Origin of the sequence: Paracoccus sp. PAR01, from assembly GCF_014851995.1 — a bacterium.
GTDB lineage: Bacteria > Pseudomonadota > Alphaproteobacteria > Rhodobacterales > Rhodobacteraceae > Paracoccus > Paracoccus litorisediminis.
Genome location: NZ_JACVAW010000001.1, coordinates 102,905 through 119,779, shown reverse-complemented (window position 1 = coordinate 119,779; position 16,875 = coordinate 102,905). Strand labels below are relative to the sequence as shown.

At 64.0% G+C, this 16,875-nt stretch carries 19 protein-coding genes; 11 read left to right on the top strand and 8 right to left on the bottom strand.

All coding sequences use genetic code 11. From position 1 onward, the window contains the following. Window positions 1-6: 6 nt before the first annotated feature. From rplU to IB235_RS00600, 3 genes are all read left to right on the top strand, one after another. The gene (rplU, locus tag IB235_RS00610; RefSeq protein WP_155037679.1) at window positions 7-387 is read left to right on the top strand and encodes a 50S ribosomal protein L21; all 381 of its coding nucleotides are present in this window, start codon (window positions 7-9) and stop codon (window positions 385-387) included. Between the two features lie 12 nt (window positions 388-399). Then, window positions 400-672, top strand: coding sequence for a 50S ribosomal protein L27 (gene rpmA / locus IB235_RS00605; protein WP_155037678.1), 273 nt, complete (start codon window positions 400-402; stop codon window positions 670-672). A 111-nt stretch (window positions 673-783) separates the two neighbouring features. Next, a complete protein-coding gene (locus IB235_RS00600; RefSeq protein WP_155037677.1) occupies window positions 784-1,332 on the top strand; it encodes a GNAT family N-acetyltransferase in 549 nt (182 codons plus the stop codon). A gap of 43 nt (window positions 1,333-1,375) precedes the next feature. Here the strand turns inward: IB235_RS00600 and IB235_RS00595 are convergent, their stop codons facing one another. After that, entirely contained in the window at window positions 1,376-1,888 is a 513-nt protein-coding gene (locus tag IB235_RS00595; protein ID WP_225612005.1) for a hypothetical protein, read from the bottom strand. Window positions 1,889-2,041: 153 nt separating this feature from the next. On the opposite strand from IB235_RS00595, the gene IB235_RS00590 reads away from it, so the two are divergent. Then, the gene (locus tag IB235_RS00590) at window positions 2,042-2,449 is read left to right on the top strand and encodes a SufE family protein (RefSeq protein ID WP_155037675.1); all 408 of its coding nucleotides are present in this window, start codon (window positions 2,042-2,044) and stop codon (window positions 2,447-2,449) included. On the opposite strand, the gene mnmA is transcribed toward IB235_RS00590, so the two are convergent. Beyond that, the gene (mnmA, locus tag IB235_RS00585; protein ID WP_192334701.1) at window positions 2,450-3,619 is read right to left on the bottom strand and encodes a tRNA 2-thiouridine(34) synthase MnmA; all 1,170 of its coding nucleotides are present in this window, start codon (window positions 3,617-3,619) and stop codon (window positions 2,450-2,452) included. Window positions 3,620-3,789: 170 nt separating this feature from the next. Between mnmA and IB235_RS00580 the strand changes: the two genes are divergently transcribed. From IB235_RS00580 to recG, 4 genes are all read left to right on the top strand, one after another. Next, window positions 3,790-4,065: a DUF1153 domain-containing protein gene (locus tag IB235_RS00580; RefSeq protein ID WP_192334698.1), complete on the top strand. Its 276-nt coding sequence runs from the start codon at window positions 3,790-3,792 to the stop codon at window positions 4,063-4,065. 90 nt (window positions 4,066-4,155) lie between these two features. After that, complete coding sequence (gene ctrA / locus IB235_RS00575) at window positions 4,156-4,869, top strand: response regulator transcription factor CtrA (protein WP_155037672.1); 714 nt, start codon at window positions 4,156-4,158, stop codon at window positions 4,867-4,869. A gap of 102 nt (window positions 4,870-4,971) precedes the next feature. Then, on the top strand, window positions 4,972-7,248 hold the full coding sequence (gene ligA, locus IB235_RS00570; RefSeq protein ID WP_370576794.1) for an NAD-dependent DNA ligase LigA: 2,277 nt from the start codon (window positions 4,972-4,974) through the stop codon (window positions 7,246-7,248). Continuing rightward, window positions 7,224-9,347 carry an ATP-dependent DNA helicase RecG gene (recG, locus tag IB235_RS00565; RefSeq protein WP_192334695.1) on the top strand — a complete coding sequence of 708 codons (2,124 nt, stop codon included), beginning with the start codon at window positions 7,224-7,226 and terminating at the stop codon, window positions 9,345-9,347. Before ligA ends, recG begins: the two co-directional genes overlap by 25 nt. Window positions 9,348-9,682: 335 nt before the next feature. Here recG and IB235_RS00560 read toward each other — a convergent pair whose 3' ends face one another. Further along, window positions 9,683-10,126: an iron-sulfur cluster assembly scaffold protein gene (locus IB235_RS00560; RefSeq protein ID WP_155037670.1), complete on the bottom strand. Its 444-nt coding sequence runs from the start codon at window positions 10,124-10,126 to the stop codon at window positions 9,683-9,685. A 69-nt stretch (window positions 10,127-10,195) separates the two neighbouring features. On the opposite strand from IB235_RS00560, the gene hisI reads away from it, so the two are divergent. After that, window positions 10,196-10,561 carry a phosphoribosyl-AMP cyclohydrolase gene (hisI, locus tag IB235_RS00555; RefSeq protein ID WP_155037669.1) on the top strand — a complete coding sequence of 122 codons (366 nt, stop codon included), beginning with the start codon at window positions 10,196-10,198 and terminating at the stop codon, window positions 10,559-10,561. Here the strand turns inward: hisI and gluQRS are convergent. The 3 genes from gluQRS to IB235_RS00540 all read right to left on the bottom strand — a co-directional run bounded on the left by gluQRS (window position 10,543) and on the right by IB235_RS00540 (window position 13,449). Continuing rightward, window positions 10,543-11,388 carry a tRNA glutamyl-Q(34) synthetase GluQRS gene (gene gluQRS, locus IB235_RS00550; RefSeq protein WP_192334692.1) on the bottom strand — a complete coding sequence of 282 codons (846 nt, stop codon included), beginning with the start codon at window positions 11,386-11,388 and terminating at the stop codon, window positions 10,543-10,545. The genes hisI and gluQRS overlap by 19 nt on opposite strands. Continuing rightward, window positions 11,385-12,725, bottom strand: a complete 1,341-nt coding sequence (gene trmFO / locus IB235_RS00545) for a methylenetetrahydrofolate--tRNA-(uracil(54)-C(5))-methyltransferase (FADH(2)-oxidizing) TrmFO (protein ID WP_192334689.1) — start codon at window positions 12,723-12,725, stop codon at window positions 11,385-11,387. Before trmFO ends, gluQRS begins: the two co-directional genes overlap by 4 nt. Window positions 12,726-12,831: 106 nt before the next feature. After that, on the bottom strand, window positions 12,832-13,449 hold the full coding sequence (locus IB235_RS00540; RefSeq protein WP_155037666.1) for a 50S ribosomal protein L25/general stress protein Ctc: 618 nt from the start codon (window positions 13,447-13,449) through the stop codon (window positions 12,832-12,834). 193 nt (window positions 13,450-13,642) lie between these two features. On the opposite strand from IB235_RS00540, the gene IB235_RS00535 reads away from it, so the two are divergent. Next, a complete protein-coding gene (locus IB235_RS00535; RefSeq protein WP_192334686.1) occupies window positions 13,643-14,647 on the top strand; it encodes an acyltransferase family protein in 1,005 nt (334 codons plus the stop codon). Here the strand turns inward: IB235_RS00535 and IB235_RS00530 are convergent. Both IB235_RS00530 and IB235_RS00525 read right to left on the bottom strand, forming a co-directional pair. Next, window positions 14,638-15,801 carry an alpha-hydroxy acid oxidase gene (locus tag IB235_RS00530; protein ID WP_192334683.1) on the bottom strand — a complete coding sequence of 388 codons (1,164 nt, stop codon included), beginning with the start codon at window positions 15,799-15,801 and terminating at the stop codon, window positions 14,638-14,640. The genes IB235_RS00535 and IB235_RS00530 overlap by 10 nt on opposite strands. 5 nt (window positions 15,802-15,806) lie before the next feature. After that, window positions 15,807-16,172 carry a hypothetical protein gene (locus IB235_RS00525; protein ID WP_155037664.1) on the bottom strand — a complete coding sequence of 122 codons (366 nt, stop codon included), beginning with the start codon at window positions 16,170-16,172 and terminating at the stop codon, window positions 15,807-15,809. A gap of 98 nt (window positions 16,173-16,270) precedes the next feature. Between IB235_RS00525 and IB235_RS00520 the strand changes: the two genes are divergently transcribed. Continuing rightward, window positions 16,271-16,855, top strand: coding sequence for a TetR/AcrR family transcriptional regulator (locus IB235_RS00520; RefSeq protein ID WP_155037663.1), 585 nt, complete (start codon window positions 16,271-16,273; stop codon window positions 16,853-16,855). The last annotated feature ends 20 nt before the right edge of the window (window positions 16,856-16,875 follow it).

Genomic DNA, 16,875 nt, shown 5'->3' with positions numbered 1-16,875 from the left:
GACGGAATGTTCGCAGTTCTCAAGACGGGCGGCAAGCAGTACCGGGTTCAAGCCGGTGATGTCGTGCGCGTCGAAAAACTGAACGCCGAAGCTGGTGACAAGATCCAGTTCAACGAAGTTCTGATGATCGGTTCGACCGTCGGCGCTCCGCTGGTTGCTGGCGCGGCTGTGCAAGCTGAAGTCATCGACAACATCAAGGCTGACAAGGTCATCACCTATGTCAAACGCCGCCGGAAGCACTCGTCGCAGCGCACCCGTGGCCACCGTCAGCAACTGACGCTGGTTCGCATCACCGAGCTGCTGGAGAAAGGCGCCGAGAAATCGGACGTCAAAGTTGCTGTCGGTGCGCGTCTTGCACGCCGTCACGACGCCGTAACCGCCAACTGAGGAGAGTGACCCATGGCACATAAAAAAGCAGGCGGTTCGTCCCGCAACGGTCGCGACTCGGCTGGTCGTCGTCTTGGCGTGAAACTGTTCGGTGGCCAGGCCGCCATCGCAGGCAACATCATCGTTCGTCAGCGCGGCACCACTTGGTGGGCTGGCGCCAATGTCGGCATGGGCCGCGATCATACCCTGTTCGCGCTGACCGACGGCAAGGTGACTTTCCGCAAGGGCCTCAAGGGCCGCACCTACATTTCCGTGCTGCCGGCCAATCTCGAGGCTGCCGAATAAGCCGATTTTAACACCACGGTGTCAAAATTAGGGGGATCGGCGAAAGCCGGTCCCCTTCCGCATTTCCGGGGAGTGCCTAGATGAATTTAGAGTACGAGGGAGGAAGGACCGATGAATGACCTGATCGCGCCGGAGCTGCTGACGCAGGCCGAGATCGCGACGGAGCGTTTCGCGTTGCGTCCGCTGCGGCGGTCGGATGCGGGATTGATCGCGCATTACACCCAGGATCGCCGCGTTGCCGAAGGCACGCGCTCGATCCCGCATCCGCTGCCGCCGGGCGCGGCCGAGGCCTATGTCAACCGCGCCATGGCCGAGGGCCGGGACGAGGATGTCTGGGCCATCGACGGCTCCAGCAAGCAGCTGGCCGAGCTTCTGGGCGTGGTCTCTCTGACCCGGATCGAGCCGGACCAGTCCGAGCTGGGTTTCTGGGTGGGCGCAGGCTTCTGGAACACCGGTTTCGCGACCGAGGCCGTTGCGGCCCTTGTCGCGGCCAACCCTCATCGTTCGCGTACCCTGTTTGCCGAAGCGTTTCAGGATAATCCCGGCTCGGCCCGGGTGCTGACCAATTGCGGTTTCGAATATCTGGGCGATGCCGAAAGCTGGTCGGTCGCGCGCAATGCCCGCGTGCCGACCTGGACCTATCTGCGCAAGATGGGCTGAGGCTCAGCCGGAAATGGAAAGGGCGCCCTTGCGGCGCCCTTTTTTATTTGTTCAGCGTGACGACATTTCCGGCGCCACTGATGACGACCTGATTGATGCCCGACAGGGCCTCTTTCGGGATGGTCAGGCCGACAGTGATCGTGTCGCTGGCCGGGTTGGGCGCGCTGCGTGCGGCGGCGCTGTCCTTGAGTGGCGGATAGGCCACGAAGCGCAGCCGCAGTACGCCCATGTCATCGGCGCGAATGCGGCCGCGCGGCATGGGTTCCTCGGTGATCAGCGCGGCGTTCCACCAGCCCTTGGTTGCCGGCAGGCCGGTCACGACCAGAAGACGGCCTTCATACATCGGCTCCCATTTGGCGCCCGAGATATAGGCGATGCCGCTGCGATTGTCCTGCGTGGTGGTGGGGTAGCCGCCTTCGGGCTCAAGGCTTTTGGGCTGGCTCGACCCGAACCATGTTGTCGGGTTCCAACTGCTGTCGCCCGCGCTGTCCCCCATGCTGTCGCCAAAGCGCCCGCATCCGGCCAGCATCAATGTCGCGCAGCCGATGAGAGCCATGGTCCTGATCCGCATTCCGCCTGCCCCGTTCCTTAACAGTTTCCGCGAGTGATAGGGCAAAGAGGGCAGCGGCGAAAGCCTCTTTGACCTTCGCCGGGCAACGCGCTATGCCAAAGGCCCCCTCGACATCGCATCGTTGCGAAAGGACGCCCGATGGCCACGCCTGCCTTTGAAGAAATCGCCGAGACCTTCGATTTTCTCGAGGACTGGGAAGAGCGCTATCGCCATGTGATCGAGCTTGGCAAGGCGATGCCCGCGATGGACCCGGCGCTGCAAGTTCCCGCAACCAAGGTCGAGGGCTGCGCCAGTCAGGTCTGGATCATGCCGCGCATCGGGGGTGGGGTGTTCGACTTTCAGGGCGACAGCGACGCGCTGATCGTTCGCGGGCTGGTCGCGATCCTGCACGCGCTTTATTCGGGCGTGCCGGTGGGGCAGGTGGGGGCGGTCGATGCCCCGGCCGAATTGCGCCGGCTGGGGCTGGAAGAACATCTTTCGGCCCAGCGTTCGAACGGGCTGCGCGCCATGGTCGAGCGCATCCGCTTGCTGGCGGCGAACGCCTGATCAGCCGCCGCGGCGCAGCGCGATCCAGCCGCCGCCAAGGACGCGCGTGCCCTCGGTCGCATAAAACACGCAGGCCTGACCGGGGCTGACGCCTTCCTCGGGGTCGAGCAGCTCAACCTCGGCCCGGCCTTTGCCGGTCGGACGCAGGATCGCCGGGCGCGGCGGGCGGGTCGAGCGGATGCGGGCCATGATCGGGATTTCGGCCTCGAAGGGTTCGTCGCCCAGCCAGTTGACCTCGGTCACCGAGACGACCTTCGTGGCGAGGGCTTCCTTGGGCCCGACGATGACGCGGCGGGTCTCGGGGTCAAGGCGGACGACGTAAAGCGGATCGCCCAAGCCACCGATGCCAAGACCGCGGCGCTGGCCGATCGTGTAGTGGATCACGCCGCGATGCTGGCCCAGCACATTGCCATCCATATCGACGATCTCACCCGGATCGGCGGCACCGGGGCGCAGCTTTTCGATGACGCTGGCATAGTTGCCGTTCGGGACAAAGCAGATGTCCTGGCTGTCGGGCTTATCCGCGACAGCCAGTCCGTATTTCGCGGCCAAAGCGCGGGTTTCGGCCTTGCTGGCCAGTCCGCCCAGCGGGAAGCGCAGATAGTCCAGCTGCTCGCCCGTGGTCGAGAACAGGAAATAGCTTTGGTCGCGGGCAGGGTCGGCGGCCATGTGCAGTTCGGCCCCGTTGTCGCCGTCGAAGCGCCGGATATAGTGACCTGTCGCCATGCAATCGGCGTCAAGCTCGCGTGCGGTTTGCAGCAGGTCGCGGAATTTCACCCGCTCATTGCAGCGGATGCAGGGCACCGGGGTCGCACCAGCCAGATAGGCGTCCGCGAACTCCTCGATCACCGATTCGCGAAACTTGTTTTCGTAATCAAGGACGTAATGCGGGAAGCCTACACGCTCCGCGACACGGCGCGCGTCGTGGATATCCTGCCCGGCGCAGCAGGCACCCTTTTTCGCCAGCGCAGCACCATGGTCGTAAAGCTGCAGTGTGACGCCGATCACGTCATAGCCTTCAGCCGCAAGCTGCGCCGCGACGACCGAGCTGTCCACGCCGCCGGACATGGCCACAACCACACGGGTCTCTGCCGGAGGTTTGGCAAAACCCAGCGAATTCAATGGCGTGTCCTGCGCGTCAGCGCGAATGGCGGTATTGCGGCTTGTCATGGATCGTCCTTTCGCGGCGCAGAGCGGGGGAGGCGCGCCGGATTTGGCAACATTTATAGATAAATTGACGGAATTCTCAAGGGTCGGAGGGGTGCGAATGCCGTCGCGCTTCACGGGCATTTAAGGATTTCCTGCCAGAAACGAAGGGGGAGCAGACAGGAAATGTTGCAATGTTCGTCAAGAAGTCGCGCGGCCCCCGCACCGCCGTCCTGCCAGATGGAACGATCCTCAGCCTTGCCGACCTGCCCGAACCGGGCATGCGTTGGGTGGCCAGCCGCAAGGCCGTGGTAGTTGCCGCCGTCAAACACGGTCTGCTGAGCAGGTCCGAGGTGATCGAACGCTATGATCTGAGCGAGGAAGAGTTCGCGTCCTGGGTCCATGCCATCGAAAGGCACGGCAGGGATGCGTTGAAAATCACGCAGTTGCAAAAGTTTAAGCAACTTTAGGTTGCATTATATGTGATGGGCTCTTCGGTAACGTGATATTAACGCTTTCGTGAAAACACTGTCCGGAATCGGATCAACGGGGGCAACGAAATGCGGATCCTTCTTGTCGAGGACGACCAGACCACGGCGCGCAGCATCGAGCTGATGCTGACCCACGCCAATTACAATGTCTATCGCACGGATATGGGCGAGGAGGGCATCGATCTCGCCAAGCTCTATGACTATGACATGATCCTTCTCGATCTCGATCTGCCGGACATGCACGGAATGGAGGTGCTGCGCCAGATCCGCATGTCGCGCGTCGACAGCCCGATCCTGATCCTGACCGGCTCGGATGATACCGAAAGCAAGCTGCGCGGCTTCGGCTTTGGCGCAGATGACTACATGACCAAGCCCTTCAATCGCGAAGAGCTTGTCGCGCGCATTCATGCGATCATCCGCCGTGCCAAGGGCCATAGCCAGTCCATTATCCGCACCGGTGAAATGGTGGTGAACCTTGATGCCCGCTCGGTCGAGGTCGGCGGGCGCCCGGTCAACCTGACCGGCAAGGAATATCAGATCCTTGAGCTGCTCAGCCTGCGCAAGGGCACGACCCTGACCAAGGAAATGTTCCTGAACCACCTTTACGGGGGGCTCGACGAACCCGAGCTGAAGATCATCGACGTCTTTGTCTGCAAGTTGCGCAAGAAGCTGGCCGCGGTGCTGAACGGCGAAAGCCATATCGAGACCGTCTGGGGGCGGGGCTACGTCCTGCGCGACCCGGTGGTCGAGGGTACGGTGGATCGGTTGGCGCTGCGCGCCTGAGGCGTTTGTTCAGTCCTGCACGCTGGACAAGGTCTTGTGCCAGAAGCTATCACCTTGGCCCTGATGAACGGCCCCAAGTGGGCTCAGGCGGCGGAGGCGGGCATGACCCAGGACAGCGAACACCAGCTTGGGATCGGACCGGGCGAGGCGATGCCTGAGCAGATCGACGCGACCACCGCTGCCGAGGAAATCGCCGCGCTGGTGCAGGAGCTGTCGCTGGCGGACAAGGCCTATCACGGTGAGGATGCGCCCTTCATCAGCGACGCCGAATATGACGCGAAAAAGCGCAGGCTCGCCCAGCTTGAGGCGCTTTTCCCGGATATGGCCGTGGCGGAAAGTCCGACCGCCAAAGTGGGACTGGCCCCGGACAGCCGTTTCGCCAAGGCAGAACACCGCCTGCCGATGCTCTCGCTGGAAAACGCCTTTGACGATGCCGATGTCGAGGCCTTCGTGCAGCGGGTACGGAACTTTCTCAGCCTGCCCGCGAATGCGCCGATCGAGGTCACTGCCGAGCCCAAGATCGACGGCCTCTCGTTGTCGCTGCGATACGACCACGGCGATCTGGTGCTGGCCGCGACGCGGGGGGACGGCTCGGTCGGTGAAAACGTCACCGCCAATGCCCGTACCATTGCCGATATTCCCCAACGCTTGCAGGGCGAAGACATCCCCGAGATCGTCGAGATCCGGGGCGAGGTCTATATGTCGCATGAGGATTTCGAGCGGCTGAATGCCTCGGACAGTGGCCGCACCTTTGCCAATCCGCGCAATGCCGCGGCAGGGTCGTTGCGGCAGCTTGACCCGGCGGTGACGGCGGCCCGGCCCTTGCGGTTTTATGCTTATGCCTGGGGGCAACTCAGTGCGCCGCTGGGCGCGACGCAGATGCAGGCCGTGGCCAGGATGCGCAGTTTCGGTTTCCAGACCAATCCGCATATGCGGCTTTGTCATTCGGTGCAGGACCTGATCGCGGTCTGGTCGGGGATCGAACAGATGCGCGCGACCTTGGGCTATGACATTGACGGTGTCGTCTACAAGGTCAACGATCTGGGCTATCAGGCGCGGATGGGCATGCGCTCGACCACGCCCCGCTGGGCGATTGCCCATAAATTCCCGGCCGAGCGCGCCTGGACCCGGCTGGAGGCCATCGACATTCAGGTCGGTCGGACCGGTGCGCTTAGCCCCGTCGCGCGATTGCATCCGGTGACGGTGGGCGGGGTCGTGGTTTCGAACGCGACGCTGCATAATGAGGATTACATCGCCGGTCTTGGCGCCGACGGGACGGAGATCCGTGGCGGCAAGGACATCCGCGTTGGCGACTGGGTCGAGGTCTATCGCGCGGGCGACGTCATCCCCAAGGTTGCGGATATCGACCTGTCCAAGCGCGATCCGGCTGCGCTTCGCTATGAGTTTCCTCATACCTGCCCGGAATGCGGCTCAGTCGCCGTGCGCGAGGAGGGGGATTCTGTCCGGCGTTGCACCGGTGGGATGATCTGCCCGGCGCAAGCCGTGGAAAAGCTGAAGCATTTCGTCTCGCGCGCGGCCTTCGACATCGACGGGCTGGGGGCGAAGGTGATCGAGGAACTGTTCCGCGACGGCTGGATCGCCGAGCCTGCGGACATCTTCACGCTGGAGGAACGTTTTGGTCCCGGCCAGATTCAGCAGTTGAAGAACCGCGAAGGCTGGGGCGAGAAAAGCGCCTCGAGCCTGTTCAACGCCATCGCCCGCAAGCGCGAGATCCCCTTGGCGCGGCTGTTGTTCGCCCTTGGCATCCGCCATCTGGGCGAGGTTGCCGCCGCCGACGTGGCGCGCCATTTTGGCAGCTTCGAGGCGCTTGCCGCAGCCATCGACCGGATGCATCCCGCAGCCGAGGCGCATCGCGCCGCCGATCTGGCTGCCGAGGTCGAGCGCGAGGCAGCACGGCAATCCGGTCGCCGCGCCCGCATCGCAGAGGCGCGCAATGCCGCGCTTGGTCAGCATCAACTGCCGCCGGAAGCCGCCGCCGCATGGGACGATATGCTGTCTGCCAATGGCATCGGTCCGGTTCTGGCCATGTCGTTGGCCGAGGCGTTTTCGAACGCCAAGGAGCGCGCGGCCATCGACCGGCTGACCGCCTTCCTGACCATCCTGCCACCCGAGGCGCGCGCGACTGACAGCGAGATCACTGGCAAGACGCTGGTCTTTACCGGCACGCTGGAAAAAATGACGCGAGCCGAGGCCAAGGCGCGGGCCGAGGCGCTGGGGGCGCATGTCGCGGGCTCGGTCTCGGCCAAGACCGATCTGCTGATAGCCGGACCGGGCGCGGGATCGAAGGCGAAAAAGGCGGCTGATCTGGGCATCAAGGTCATTGATGAGGACGAATGGCTGGCGATCGCCAAGGGATGATGGGCGGGGTGACGGGACGGCCTCCGGCGCTGTTCCCGCTGTTTGCGGGGCTGGAAACTCTGCCCGGTATTGGGCCTCGGGCTGCCGAAGCATTCGAGCAGATGGGTGTCACCCGTCTGCGCGACCTGATCCTGACCTTGCCCCATTCCGGCATCCGGCGTCGCCCGATAGGCAAGCTGGCCGAGGCGCGCCCGCCCGAAATCGTTACCATTACCCTGCGGGTTGAGCGTGTGAACCCGCCTACCGCCAAGGGGCGGCCTTGGCGGATGCATTGTTCGGATGGCGTTTCCGACCTGCAACTGGTGTTTTTCCATGCCAAGAAGGACTGGATCGAGGGGCAGTTCCCGATCGGCGCCCGGAGGCTGATCTCGGGCAAGATCGAGCTGTTCGACGGCATGGCCCAGATGGTCCATCCCGATCACGTCACCGCCGAAGGCGCGGCCCCGCCACCGGAATTCGAGCCAGTCTATCCCCTGTCCGCCCGCCTGACGCAGGGCGTGGTCCAGAAGGCCGCCCGCGCCGCCTTGACGCGGTTGCCGGATACGGCGGAATGGATCGATGCCAGCCTGCTGCAGCGCGAAGGCTGGCCCGGCTGGGCCGAGGCATTGCAGCGCGCCCATGCGCCCGAAGGCTTGCAGAACATTGCACCGACCGATCCGGCGCGGGCGCGGCTGGCCTATGATGAGCTTTTTGCCCATCAGATGACGCTGGCCCTGCTGCGGCGCGATCGGCGGCGGCAGGTGGGGCTGCAGACTGTGGGTGACGGGCATCTGCGCCAGAAGGTGCTGGCGGGCCTGCCTTGGCCGCCGACCGGGGCGCAGAGCCGCGCTGTTGCAGAAATCGCCGAGGATATGGCGGCCGCACGGCGCATGAACCGCTTGCTTCAGGGCGATGTCGGCGCGGGCAAGACGCTGGTTGCTTTCCTGTCGCTGCTGGTCGCGGTCGAGGCGGGCGGGCAGGGCGTGCTGATGGCCCCGACCGAGATCCTCGCGCGCCAGCATTACCGCGCGCTGGAACCGCTGGCCGCGCTGGCGGGCATCCGGCTTGAGGTGCTGACCGGTCGCGACAAGGGCGATGCGCGGGCCAATATCCTGACCGATCTGTCCGAGGGGCGGATCGACATTCTGGTCGGCACCCATGCCGTGATCCAGAAGACGGTCGAATTCCGCGACCTGCGGCTGGCGATCATCGACGAGCAGCATCGGTTCGGTGTGAACCAGCGGATGGAGCTGGGGACCAAGGGCACGCATCTGCCGCCCGACATGCTGGTGATGACGGCGACGCCGATCCCGCGCTCGCTGGCCCTGGCGCAATTCGGGGATATGGACCTGTCGGTGCTGGATGAAAAGCCAGCCGGTCGTCAGCCGGTGCGCACCACGGTCATTGCCGATAGCCGCATGGCCGAGGTTCTTGACCATCTGGACCGCGCACTGGCCGCTGGCGCGCGCGCCTATTGGGTCTGCCCGCTGGTCGAGGAAAGCGAGGCGGTCGATCTGACCGCCGCCGAGGCCCGCTTCAAGGAATTGCGGGCGCGTTTCGGCGATCAGGTCCGGCTGGTCCATGGCCAGATGCCGCCCGATGAACGCGACAGCGCCATGGCGGATTTCTCCTCGGGGCGGGCAGGGATTCTGGTCGCGACCACGGTGATCGAGGTCGGCGTCGATGTCCCGGAAGCGACGATCATGGTCATCGAGCGGGCCGAGAATTTCGGGCTGGCGCAACTGCACCAGTTGCGGGGTCGGGTCGGGCGGGGCAGCAAGGCCTCAAGCTGTGTGCTGATGTATCACGACCCGCTGACCGAAACCGGTCGTCGCCGCCTGTCCATTCTGCGCGAGACCGAGGATGGCTTCCGCATCTCGCAAGAGGACCTTGAAATGCGCGGCGCGGGGGATGTGATCGGCACCGCGCAATCCGGCTTGCCACGTTTCCGCATCGCCGATCTGGAACGGCAGGGCGGCCTGATGGCGCTGGCCCGCAAGGACGCGCAGGCATTCCTTGAGCGTGACCCGACCATGGAAAGCCCGCGCGGCCGCGCCGTGCGGCTGCTGCTGTGGCTGATGGAGCAGGACCGGGCCATCCGTCTGGTCACGGCGGGCTGACCACTTCCGTAAACGTAAAATCAAATGTTCCTAAAAAGTTCTTTACTTCGCTCCGATTCGATGAGAACAAAGTAGCAACTTAACGTGGAGGACTGACATGAGCCGTGACACTCTTGCCGATCTTGCCGGCGTCGTTGCTATCTCGCTGATGGCGATTTTTCTGTTTTCCCTGCCAAGCGTGGTTCCGACCGTCGCTTTCGCCTGATCTGACCCGATTGTTCTGCCCCGCGCTTTGCGGAACCCTCGCCCGGTTCCGCCGGACCGTCCCCGGTCGACCATGCGCGCAACTGCCGGCCCCTGCGGGGGTCGGCATTTTCTTTTCCGGGGTCGGGTTTTCAGGCCGGGTTCTGGGCCGCGTCGATCGCGCCAAGGGTCGCCTGCCATGCCAGCAGGATCGAGGCGTGGCGGTTCGGAAATTCGCGTGCGGGCAGCAGGGTTTCCAGTGCCGCGAAAGGCTCGGACGGGGCGGGGCCGCCGGATTTCAGCATCGCTTCCAGCTCTTCGGTGGCCTGCGCGATCACCTCGCGCGAGGCACCGATCACCGCCGATCCCAGCACCGAGGCCGAGGCCTGACCCAAGGCGCAGGCCCGCACCTCTTGCGAGAACTCCGCGACATTGTCGCCATCCATCACCACATGCGCCGTCACCGACGATCCGCATTGCGGCGAGCGGCGATGCGCGCTGCCTGTCGCATTCTCAAGCTTGCCCAGATGCGGGATATCCGAGGCAAGGGCCAAGATGCGGCGGGAATAAAGCTGCATCAGATCGCTGTCGGACATGTCGGCCTCGGGGTTTTCCTTGGGACGGGTCAGGCTTAGATAGGGGCGACCCAGCCGAAAGGAAAGCCGATGTTCGACCCTGCGACACTGAAATACGACGGGAACGGTCTGATCCCGGCGATTGCGCAGGACCACCGCAGCGGCGAGGTGCTGATGATGGCATGGATGAACGCCGATGCCGTCGCCCGCACGCTGGAGACGGCCAAAGTCACCTATTGGTCACGCTCGCGCCAAAGCTTTTGGGTCAAGGGCGAAAGCTCGGGGCACGCGCAGAAGCTGATCGAGATGCGGGTGGATTGCGACCGCGACTGTCTGCTGGTTCTGGTGGAACAGACCGGCCCGGCTTGCCACACCAACCGCCGCAGCTGTTTCTACACCGCGATCCGCGACGGCGCCGAGGTCGAGATCATGCAGCCTCAGAACCCCAGCGAGTGACGGATCTCGGCGGCGCTCATGCCCCCCTCGCGGTAAAGCCGCAGGGCGCGGGCGTCGTCGCGCTTCGCCAGCCGCTTGCCCTGATCGTCGCGGATCAGGCGGTGATGGTGATAGCGCGGGACGGGCAGGTCCAGCAGGCGTTGGAGCAGAACATGGATATAGGTTGAATCCAGCAGGTCCTTGCCGCGCGTGACCAGCGTGATCCCCTGCGCTGCGTCATCGACCACGACGGACAAATGATAGCTGGTGCCCATGCCGCGACGCGCCAGAACAACGTCTCCGATGCCCGAAATCATCTGTTCTGCCGACAGGTGGTGCGGAATGCCGGGGGCGATGTTTTCATCGTCAAACGCGATACCGTCAGTGGCCAGATGGTCCAGCGCGCGGGCCATGTTCAGACGGATCGCGTCATCGGGGCCAGCGTCGAGCACGTGGCGATGGCGGCAGGTGCCGGGATAGACCGGGCCGTCGGGGCCGATCACCGGCTCGGCCCCTTCCTGCGGGGCCGAAAGCGCCGCGCGGATATCGGCGCGGCGGCATTGGCAGGGATAGGTCAGGCCCAGTTCCCCCAGCCGGTCCAGCGCGGCCTGATAGGCGGGCAGGCGGTCGGATTGGCGCATCACCGGCAGCGGCCAGTCAAGGCCCAGCCAATGCAGGTCTTCGGCGATCAGAGCTTCATATTCCGGGCGGCAGCGGCTTTGGTCGATATCCTCGATCCGCAGCAAAAACTGGCCGGGATCGGCCAGTTTTGCTGCCGTCAGTGCCGCAAAGGCATGGCCCAGATGCAAAGGGCCAGTGGGTGAGGGGGCGAACCGCGTGCGGTTCAATTCTGCCCCGCAAGCCAGTTCTGGAAATCGGCTTTCGCGCGGTCGGTATAGGCCGGGTAGCGGTCCTTGCGCCCCTTGCGGCCGCCGCGCATCTCATCAAGCGGCGGATACAGGCCAAAGTTCACGTTCATCGGCTGGAAGGTCTTGGCATCCGCACCGCCGGTGATGTGGTTGACCAGCGCCCCCATCGAGGTCGTCACGGGCGGCGGCGACAGATCGCGACCCAGCGCCTCGGCGGCGGCGATGCGACCGGCCAGCAGGCCCATGGCGGCGGATTCGACATAGCCCTCGACGCCAGTCACCTGACCGGCAAAACGCAGGTTCGGACGCGCGCGCAGGCGCAGCCGGTCGTCGATCAGGCGCGGCGAGTTCAGGAAGGTATTGCGGTGGATGCCGCCCAGACGGGCGAAGCTTGCGTTCTGCAAGCCGGGGATGCGGCGGAAGACCTCGGTCTGGGCGCCGTATTTCATCTTGGTCTGGAAGCCTACGATATTATACAGCGTCCCCAAGGCGTTATCCCGGCGAAGCTGGACGACGGCATAGGCCTTTTCGGTCGGATTATGGGCATTGGTCAGGCCGACGGGTTTCATCGGGCCGTGGCGCAGGGTCTCGCGGCCACGCTCGGCCATGACCTCGATCGGCAGGCAGCCGTCGAAATAGCCGGCGGTCTCGCCCTCGTGGAACTCGGCCTTGTCGGCGGCCAGAAGCGCGTCGATGAAGCCTTCGTAATCCTCGCGGGTCATCGGGCAGTTGATATAGGCGGTGCGCTCTTCCTCGGTCTCGCCCTTGTCGTAGCGGCTTTGCAGCCAGCAGATCGACATGTCGATGCTGTCGGCATGGACGATGGGGGCGATGGCGTCGAAGAAGGCCAGCGAGCCCTCGCCGGTCGCGGTCAGGATCGACTGGCCTAGCGATTCCGAGGTAAGCGGCCCGGTCGCGACGATCCAGCGGCCCTCGGTGGGCAATTCGCGGATCTCGCCGGGGGCGAAGCTGACCAGCGGCTCATCGCGCAGGGCCTGCGTCACCGCACCCGAGAACGCATCGCGGTCCACGGCCAGCGCGCCGCCTGCGGGCAGGCGGTGGCGGTCGGCCATCGACATGATCAGGCCGCCTGCGGCGCGCATTTCCCAATGCAGCTGGCCCACGGCGTTCATCTGGTCATCATCGGAACGGAAGCTGTTCGAGCAGACCATCTCGGCGCAATCGCCGGTGCGATGGGCGAAGGTCTCGACCGTGGGGCGCATTTCATGCAGCACGACGGGCACGCCCGCGCGCGCGATCTGCCAGGCCGCTTCCGAGCCCGCAAGCCCCGCGCCGATGATGTGGATCGGTTCCATGTCTTACCCCTTCGCATCAGGCGGGCGTCATAGCACCGCGCCGGACCAAGAAAAAGGGCGGCATCCGCTGGGGATGCCGCCCGATCTTTTCAGCCTATGGCCGATATCAGGCTTCGGCGCCTTCGGCAGCTTCCGCATTGTCATCCGAACGCAGGCCCGAGGGTGCTGCGATGTTGGCGATGACGAAGTTGCGGTCGATCGTCGGCTTGACGCCGTTCGGCAGCACGATGTCGTTGATGTGGATGGTGTCACCGATCTGCTTGCCCGTCAGGTCGACGGTGATGTGATCGGGGATATCCGAGGCGGTGACGACCAGTTCGACTTCCGGACGGACGACAACCAGGGTGCCGCCGCGCTTCAGGCCCGGCGATTCTTCGTGGTTTTCAAAGGTCACGTGGATGAACAGGTTCACGCGGGTGTCGCGGTGCAGGCGCATGAAGTCGATATGCGTCGGCAGGTCCTTGACCACGTCACGCTGAACGCCGCGGCAGACGACGCGAACGTCCTCTTGGCCTTCGACTTTCAGGTTCCACAGCGTCGACAGGAAGCGGCCTGCGCGCAGTTTGGTCAGCAGCGAGTTGAACTCGACTTGGATCGGCTGCGGCTCTTTGCCGTCACCGTAAACGATGCCGGGCACTTTACCTTCGCGACGGGCTTGGCGGGCGGCCCCCTTGCCTGTCCCCGCGCGTGCCTCGACGACCAGATCAGGGATCTCTTTGGCCATGTTGGTATTCCTTACATTGAATGTTCGCGGCCATCCTCCAAGGGTGCATGGCCGAAGCGGGGCCTATAGCCGGAGTCGGGTAAAATGTGAAGGAGAAAATTTTTTCGGCCGCCCCGGTTGCATGGCCAGAAAGATAGTTGCCCTAGAATGGTGACGGTCCCACACTCAGCCGCATAGGGTTGAGGTTGTTATTTTGTCCCGAATCCATTCGCTCGACTACCTGAAGCTGCTTATGGCCGTTCTGGTCGCCTTTGCACATACGTATTGGATGCAAGCCCATGTAACACCTATGTGGTTCATGGTCGGCAATGGTCTGATGCGGATGATGGTGCCGCTATTCTGCATCATGGCGGGTTACTTCCTGTACAGAGCGGCAGTCCGGGGCGACGGGGTGCGCTGGCTGATGCGGGTTCTGGCGCTATATGCGTTCTGGAAGCTGGTCTATCTGCCCTTCTGGATCGGCGACGTGCATGGTGCGGTCTCGTTGGTCAAGACGTTGATTCTTGGCTTTTACCATCTGTGGTTTCTGGCTGGCATCCTGTTTGCCGGGTTTCTGCTGCTATCCATTCGACGTGTTGTGCACGTCTTTTCGCATCGGCTTGAGATTCCAGCCCTTATTGCGGCTGCGGGTCTTTGCGCGATTGTCGGATTGGCAATGCAATACATCCACCTGTCGGGCGGTGGGGTTCTGGGACAGCGCAAGTTCCAGAACGGTCTGTTCATCTGTTTTCCCTTCGTCACCATCGGCTATCTGCTTGCCCGGCATATCGCATGGAAGGGGATGACCGGCCTGCCGTCGCGCCGCATGGCTTTGGGGCTGACCTTGCTTGGGATGGGGGCGCTGATGGTCGAGGCCTGGCTGGTTCAGGCGCGCTGGGGCCTTGATGTGATGCTGGACATTCCGATCGGCAGCTACATCGCAGCGCCGTCGATGTTCCTGCTGGCTTTGATGACCGAAATGCCCAAGCCGCCGATCCGGATCGATCCGATTTCGGCGATGATCTATTTCATGCATGTGCTGATGATCATACTGGCGCGCAAGCTTGGCATTACAGGCTTGGGTGGGATGATGCTGTTTGCGGTCGGATTCCCGACGCTTATGGCTTTGGCGCTGGGAAGGCTGGGGATATTCGGTCCCAAAGGGCGGTCGGCAACCGGGCGCGACAATGGCGCCCGGTCGCTTGAGCCTTACAGGTAGGGTTCAAGGAAGTCCTTGGGGACCATGACGTTGTGGCGACCGACATTCTTCACGTCGCGTTCGCCGCATAGCGCCATCGAGATGTCCAGCTCTTTGCGGATCACCTCCAGCGCCTTGGTCACGCCCGCTTCGCCCATCGCGCCAAGGCCATAGATGAAGGCGCGCCCGATATAGGTCGCATGCGCGCCCATGGCCAAGGCTTTCAGCACGTCCTGACCCGAGCGGATGCCGCTGTCCAGATGCACCTCGATCTGGTCGCCGACCGCCTGAACGATCTCGGGCAGCATGCGGATGGAACTGGCCGCGCCGTCAAGCTGACGACCGCCATGGTTGCTGACGACAATGGCGTCGGCACCGAAATCGGCGGCAATTCGGGCATCGTCGGGATCGTTTATGCCCTTCAGGATCAGCTTGCCGCCCCACAGGTCGCGGATGCGGGCGATCTTGTCCCAGTCCAGCTGCGGATCGAACTGCTCGGCGGTCCAGCTCATCAGCGACGAGGTGTCGCCGACGCCTTTGGCGTGACCAACGATATTGCCGAAATGCCGGCGCTTGGTCTGCAGCATCTCAAGACCCCAGCGCCATTTCGTCGCCAGATCCATCATCACCGGCAGAGTCATTTTCGGCGGCGCGGACAGCCCGTTCTTCAGGTCCTTGTGGCGCTGGCCAAGGATCTGCAGATCCAGCGTCAGCACAAGCGCCGAGCAATTCGCCCGCTTGGCGCGCTCAATGATGTTTTCCAGAAACTCCTGATCGCGCATGACGTAAAGCTGGAACCAGAAAGGCGCCTGCGTGGCCTCGGCCACGTCCTCGATCGAGCAGATCGACATGGTCGACAGGGTGAAGGGGACGCCGAATTTCTTGGCCGCCTGCGCCGCCTTGATCTCGCCATCTGCCGACTGCATCCCGGTCAGACCGACCGGGGCTAGCCCCACCGGCATGGCGACCTTTTGGCCGATCATCGTGCTTTCGGTGGTGCGGCCCGACATGTCCACGGCCACCTTCTGGCGCAGCTTGATGCGGGCGAAGTCGGTGGTGTTCTCGCGGAAGGTGCTCTCGGTATAGCTGCCGCTTTCGGCATAGTCGTAGAACATCTTCGGCACCCGTCGACGATAGATCGCCTTGAGATCGTCGATACAGGTGATGACGGGCATTGGCCTTACTCCTTCTGGTCGCTGGCAGGTGGCGTATCGGGATCAGCGCAGGGCGCGGCCCCTTCGGGGCAGGCGTCCAGCGGGGTGTTGGCAAGTTCGGCCGCCCGCGCGCGCAGCGCATCGGCGCGGCGGGACAGTGCGGGGTCGGCGGCAACCGGGGCAGGGGCCGTGCCTGAGATGCGTGCCGCGCGGCTTTTCAGCGCATCTGTCGCCGCAGTCGGATCGGTCGCGGCATCGGCGGCATGGGCGGGCACATTGGGCTCGGCCAGGATCTGGTCGGTCGGCAGCAGATCCGGGTAATCCCCGATGCGGTCATCGCAGCCTGCCAGCGCCAGCAAGGCCAGCGCCCATCCGATCCGATTTGCCGTCATTCTCTTCCCCGTCCGAATGGGTCACACCATAGGCGCGGCGCATCGCCCGACACAAGATGCGCTCTTTCCCTGTGCGCGCCCCCGGCCTAGAAGACGGCATGGCCCGCACACAAGGTTCGAAAGCTGAAATCACCGGCCCGCTCGTTCGCGAGGCGGCGATGAGCCTGTTCGCGCGCCATGGCTACGGCGCGGTGTCGATGCGCCAGATCGCGGCCGAGGTCGGCGTGCAGGTCGGTGCGCTTTACGCCTATACCCCAGAAAAACAGGCGCTTCTGGCCGATCTGCTGCGCAGCCATATGGAGGAACTGCTGGCCGCGTGGCAGGACGATCCCACGCTGCCCGCCCTGTCGCGCTTGCAGGCGTTCCTGCGCTTTCACATCCAGACCAGCCTTGAGCGCCCCGAGGCGGTGTTTCTGTCCTATATGGAATTGCGCAGCCTGACCCCGGACAACCGGCGCGAGATCGCCGCCCTGCGCCGCCGTTACGAGGACGCGTTGGAATGCATCCTGACTGCGGGCGAGGCCGAGGGCGCCATGCGCATTCCCGACCGGCGTCTGACCACGATGGCGCTGATCTCGATGCTGACCGGCGTCACCAACTGGTACCGCGAGGATGGCCGTCTGGATCAGGACCATGTCGTCGCGATCTATTGGGAACTGGTCCGCGGCGCTGTCGGCGCCTGATTTCCCTTTCCAACCACCCC

Coding starts and splice junctions, on each gene's coding strand:
- rplU (WP_155037679.1), top strand. CDS start 7: ATGTTCGCAGTTCTCAAGACGGGCGGCAAGCAGTACCGGGTTCAAGCC.
- rpmA (WP_155037678.1), top strand. CDS start 400: ATGGCACATAAAAAAGCAGGCGGTTCGTCCCGCAACGGTCGCGACTCG.
- IB235_RS00600 (WP_155037677.1), top strand. CDS start 784: ATGAATGACCTGATCGCGCCGGAGCTGCTGACGCAGGCCGAGATCGCG.
- IB235_RS00595 (WP_225612005.1), bottom strand. CDS start 1,888: ATGGCTCTCATCGGCTGCGCGACATTGATGCTGGCCGGATGCGGGCGC.
- IB235_RS00590 (WP_155037675.1), top strand. CDS start 2,042: ATGGCCACGCCTGCCTTTGAAGAAATCGCCGAGACCTTCGATTTTCTC.
- mnmA (WP_192334701.1), bottom strand. CDS start 3,619: ATGACAAGCCGCAATACCGCCATTCGCGCTGACGCGCAGGACACGCCA.
- IB235_RS00580 (WP_192334698.1), top strand. CDS start 3,790: ATGTTCGTCAAGAAGTCGCGCGGCCCCCGCACCGCCGTCCTGCCAGAT.
- ctrA (WP_155037672.1), top strand. CDS start 4,156: ATGCGGATCCTTCTTGTCGAGGACGACCAGACCACGGCGCGCAGCATC.
- ligA (WP_370576794.1), top strand. CDS start 4,972: ATGACCCAGGACAGCGAACACCAGCTTGGGATCGGACCGGGCGAGGCG.
- recG (WP_192334695.1), top strand. CDS start 7,224: ATGGCTGGCGATCGCCAAGGGATGATGGGCGGGGTGACGGGACGGCCT.
- IB235_RS00560 (WP_155037670.1), bottom strand. CDS start 10,126: ATGTCCGACAGCGATCTGATGCAGCTTTATTCCCGCCGCATCTTGGCC.
- hisI (WP_155037669.1), top strand. CDS start 10,196: ATGTTCGACCCTGCGACACTGAAATACGACGGGAACGGTCTGATCCCG.
- trmFO (WP_192334689.1), bottom strand. CDS start 12,725: ATGGAACCGATCCACATCATCGGCGCGGGGCTTGCGGGCTCGGAAGCG.
- IB235_RS00540 (WP_155037666.1), bottom strand. CDS start 13,449: ATGGCCAAAGAGATCCCTGATCTGGTCGTCGAGGCACGCGCGGGGACA.
- IB235_RS00530 (WP_192334683.1), bottom strand. CDS start 15,801: ATGCCCGTCATCACCTGTATCGACGATCTCAAGGCGATCTATCGTCGA.
- IB235_RS00525 (WP_155037664.1), bottom strand. CDS start 16,172: ATGACGGCAAATCGGATCGGATGGGCGCTGGCCTTGCTGGCGCTGGCA.
- IB235_RS00520 (WP_155037663.1), top strand. CDS start 16,271: ATGGCCCGCACACAAGGTTCGAAAGCTGAAATCACCGGCCCGCTCGTT.